Annotated in this window: 3 protein-coding genes; all 3 read left to right on the forward strand. The window is 64.5% G+C overall.

The annotated features are described in order from the left end of the window. The first annotated feature begins 18 nt into the window (after nt 1–18). Complete coding sequence (gene fdnG, locus JMF90_RS25650; RefSeq protein WP_079999363.1) at nt 19–3090, forward strand: formate dehydrogenase-N subunit alpha; 3072 nt, start codon at nt 19–21, stop codon at nt 3088–3090. 10 nt (nt 3091–3100) lie between these two features. Further along, nucleotides 3101–4015 carry a formate dehydrogenase subunit beta gene (gene fdxH, locus JMF90_RS25655; RefSeq protein ID WP_006479309.1) on the forward strand — a complete coding sequence of 305 codons (915 nt, stop codon included), beginning with the start codon at nt 3101–3103 and terminating at the stop codon, nt 4013–4015. Then, on the forward strand, nt 4012–4456 hold a 445-nt coding region (locus tag JMF90_RS25660; RefSeq protein WP_201325583.1), incomplete at its 3' end, for a formate dehydrogenase subunit gamma. The genes fdxH and JMF90_RS25660, both read left to right, overlap by 4 nt.

Below are 4456 nucleotides of genomic sequence, written 5' to 3' on the forward strand. Positions count from 1 at the left end.
AATAACGCCGAGACCGCCATGCTACAAATGTCCCGGCGCCAGTTCCTGAAGGTGACGGCCACGTCGCTTGCCGGATCGAGTCTTGCCCTGATGGGCTTTTCTCCGTCCGAAGCGCTGGCCGAAGTCCGACAGTACAAACTGGCGCGCACCGTCGAAACGCGCAACACCTGTCCTTACTGTTCAGTGGGTTGCGGCATCCTGATGTACAGCCTCGGAGACGGCGCGAAGAATGCGCAGCCGAGCATCATCCATATCGAAGGCGATCCCGACCACCCGGTCAATCGCGGCACGCTGTGCCCGAAGGGCGCGAGCCTGATCGACTTCATCCACAGCCCGAACCGCCTGACGCACCCCGAGTATCGTGCGCCCGGCTCGGACAAGTGGGAACCCATTTCGTGGAACGACGCGCTCGACCGCATCGCGAAGCTGATGAAGGCCGACCGCGACGCGAACTTCGTCGAGACGGCCGAAGACGGCGCGAAGGTCAACCGCTGGCTCACGACCGGCATGCTGGCTGCGTCGGCGGGCAGTAACGAGGTCGGCTACCTGACGCACAAGACCATCCGCAGTCTCGGGATGCTCGCATTCGACAATCAGGCGCGTGTCTGACATGGCCCGACGGTGGCAGGTCTTGCCCCGACGTTTGGCCGTGGAGCGATGACGAACCATTGGGTCGACATCAAGAACGCGGACGTGATTCTCGTGATGGGCGGCAATGCAGCCGAGGCCCATCCGTGCGGTTTCAAGTGGGTAACGGAGGCGAAGGCGCACCGCAAGGCGCGGCTGATTGTCGTCGACCCGCGCTTCACGCGTACGGCCTCGGTGGCCGATTATTACGCGCCGATCCGCACCGGCACCGACATCGTCTTCCTGGGCGGCGTCATCAACTATCTGCTGACGAACGACAAGATCCAGCATGAGTACGTGAAGAACTACACGGACTTCTCGTTCATCGTGCGCGAGGATTTCGCGTTCAACGACGGCATCTATTCCGGCTACGACGCCGAGAAGCACGCGTACCCGGACAAATCGAGCTGGGACTACGAGCGCGGCGACGACGGCTTCGCGAAGGTCGATCCGACACTGCAGCATCCGCGTTGTGTATACAACCTGCTGAAGCAGCACTACGCGCGCTATACGGCGGAGATGGTCCAGCAGGTCTGCGGCACGCCGAAGGAGAAATTCCTGAAGGTGTGCGAGATGCTCGCGACCACGGCCGTGCCCGGCCGCGCCGGCACGGTGCTGTACGCGCTCGGCTGGACCCACCACTCGATCGGCGCGCAGATCATCCGCACCGGCGCGATGGTGCAGTTGCTGCTCGGCAACATCGGCATCGCCGGCGGCGGGATGAACGCGCTGCGCGGCCACTCGAACATCCAGGGGCTGACCGACCTCGGGCTGATGTCGAACCTGCTGCCGGGCTACATGACGCTGCCGATGCAGGCCGAGCAGGATTTCGACGCGTACATCAAGAAGCGCGTGCAGGAACCGCTGCGGCCGAACCAGCTCAGTTACTGGAAGAACTACAAGGCGTTCCACGTCAGCTTCATGAAGTCGTGGTGGGGCGACGCGGCCACCGCGGAGAACAACTGGGCCTACGACTACCTGCCGAAGCTGGACAAGCAGTACGACCTGCTGCAGGCGATCGAGCTGATGAATGCCGGCAAGATGAACGGCTACATCTGCCAGGGCTTCAACCCGCTCGCGGCGGCGCCGTCGAAGGTGAAGACGGCGGCGGGTCTCGCGAAACTGAAATGGCTCGTGATCATGGATCCGCTCGCGACCGAGACGTCCGAGTTCTGGAAGCACCACGGTGACTACAACGACGTCGATGCGTCGAAGATCCAGACCGAGGTGTTCCGTCTGCCGACCACCTGCTTCGCGGAGGAAAACGGCTCGCTCGTGAGTTCGAGCCGCGTGCTGCAGTGGCACTGGAAGGGCGCCGAGCCGCCGGGCGAAGCGAGGAGCGACCTCGAGATCATGTCGGGGCTGTTCCTGCGCATGCGCAAGCTGTACCAGAAGGACGGCGGCAAGTATCCGGACCCGATCGTGAACCTGACCTGGCCGTACGCGAACCCGGAGAGCCCGACGCCCGAGGAACTGGCGATGGAGTTCAACGGGAAAGCGCTCGCCGATCTGCCCGATCCGAAGGACCCGGCGAAGACGCTCGTGAAGAAGGGCGAGCAGCTCGCCGCGTTCGCGCAACTGAAGGACGACGGCACGACCGCGAGCGGCTGCTGGATCTTCTGCGGCGCGTGGACCCAGGCCGGCAACCAGATGGGGCGGCGCGACAACTCCGACCCGACCGGCATCGGCCAGACGCTGAACTGGGCGTGGGCGTGGCCGGCGAACCGGCGCATCCTGTACAACCGCGCGTCGTGCGACGTCGCGGGCAAGCCGTTCGACCCGACCCGCAAGCTGATCGGCTGGAACGGCAGCGCGTGGAAGGGCGCCGACGTGCCGGACTTCAAGGCGGACGAACCGCCCGAAAACGGGATGGGGCCGTTCATCATGAATCCGGAAGGCGTCGCGCGCTTCTTCGCCCGCGCGGGGATGAACGAAGGTCCGTTCCCCGAGCACTACGAGCCGTTCGAGACGCCGCTCGGCGCGAACCCGTTGCACCCGAACAACCCGCTGGCGCTGAACAACCCGGCCGCCCGCGTGTTCCCGGACGACCGCGCGTCGTTCGGCAAGGTGGCGGACTTCCCGCACGTGGCGACCACGTACCGGCTGACCGAGCACTTCCACTACTGGACCAAGCATGCGCGGCTGAACGCGATCATCCAGCCCGAGCAATTCGTCGAGATCGGCGAAGACCTCGCGAAGGAAGTCGGCGTCGCGCATGGCGAGCGCGTGAAGGTGTCGTCCAAGCGCGGCTACATCATCGCGGTCGCCCTCGTGACGAAGCGGATCAAGCCGCTGACGATCGACGGCAAGAAGGTCCAGACGGTCGGCGTCCCGTTGCACTGGGGCTTCAAGGGTCTGACGAAGCCCGGCTATCTCGCCAATACCCTGACTCCGTCCGTGGGTGACGGCAACTCCTATACACCGGAATTCAAGTCGTTCCTGGTGAAGGTCGAAAAGGCGTAAGGGGGAAGAGATGGCATTGCAATCGCTGGATATCAAGCGGGTCTCGGCCACCACGACGCCACCGCCCACGGTGCGCGAACCGGTGACCGGGAGCGTCGCGAAGCTGATCGACGTATCGAAGTGCATCGGCTGCAAGGCATGCCAGACGGCATGCATGGAGTGGAACGACCTGCGCGACGAAGTCGGCACCAACGTCGGCGTGTACGACAACCCGGCCGACCTGAGCGAGCATTCGTGGACGGTCATGAGGTTCTCCGAATACGAGAACCCGGCGGGCGACCTCGAGTGGCTGATCCGCAAGGACGGCTGCATGCACTGCGAGGACCCGGGCTGCCTGAAGGCGTGCCCGTCGCCGGGCGCGATCGTGCAGTACAACAACGGGATCGTCGACTTCCACGAGGAGAACTGCATCGGTTGCGGCTACTGCGTGACCGGTTGCCCGTTCAACGTGCCGCGGATCTCGAAGAAGGATCATCGCGCGTACAAGTGCACGCTCTGTTCCGACCGCGTCGCGGTCGGCCAGGAACCGGCCTGCGTGAAGACCTGCCCGACGGGCGCGATCGTGTTCGGCACCAAGGAGGACATGAAGCAGCACGCGGCCGAGCGGATCGAGGACCTGAAGGAGCGCGGCTTCGAGCATGCGGGGCTGTACGACCCGCAGGGCGTCGGCGGCACGCACGTGATGTACGTGCTGCACCACGCGGACAAACCGTCGCTGTACCACGGGCTGCCCGACAACCCGTCGATCAGCCCGATGGTGAAGCTGTGGAAGGGCATCGCGAAACCGCTCGCGGTCGCGGGCCTCGCGCTGACCGCGCTGGCCGGGTTCTTCCACTACACGCGGGTCGGTCCGAACGAGGTCACCGACGAGGAAGAAGCCGCTGCCCGCGACGAGGCACGACGCATCAAGGAGGACGCGAAATGAACCACGACGACCCCAACCTGATCGTCCGCTACACGCCGAACGAGCGCACGAACCACTGGATCACCGCGATCACGTTCGTGCTGCTCGCGTTGTCCGGGCTCGCACTGTTCCATCCGTCGATGTTCTGGCTGACCGCGCTGTTCGGCGGCGGCCAGTGGACGCGGATCCTGCATCCGTTCGTCGGCCTCGTGATGTTCGTGTCGTTCGCGATTCTCGTGGTGCGCTTCTGGCACCACAATGCGCTCGACGCGGACGATCGCCAATGGCTGAAGCAGATCGGCGACGTGCTGACCAACCAGGAAGACAAGCTGCCGGCGGTCGGGCGCTATAACGCCGGACAGAAGCTGCTATTCTTCACGCTGGTGGCGTGCCTGCTGCTGCTCCTGCTGTCGGGAATCGTGATCTGGCGGCGCTACTTCTCGTTCTACTTCCCGATCGGGG

Source organism: Burkholderia sp. E168m23, assembly GCF_016586125.1.
Classification (GTDB): domain Bacteria; phylum Pseudomonadota; class Gammaproteobacteria; order Burkholderiales; family Burkholderiaceae; genus Burkholderia; species Burkholderia orbicola.

Bases quoted from the DNA above. Each gene is read 5' to 3' on its own strand.
- fdxH (WP_006479309.1), top strand. From the start codon at position 3,101: ATGGCATTGCAATCGCTGGATATCAAGCGGGTCTCGGCCACCACGACG.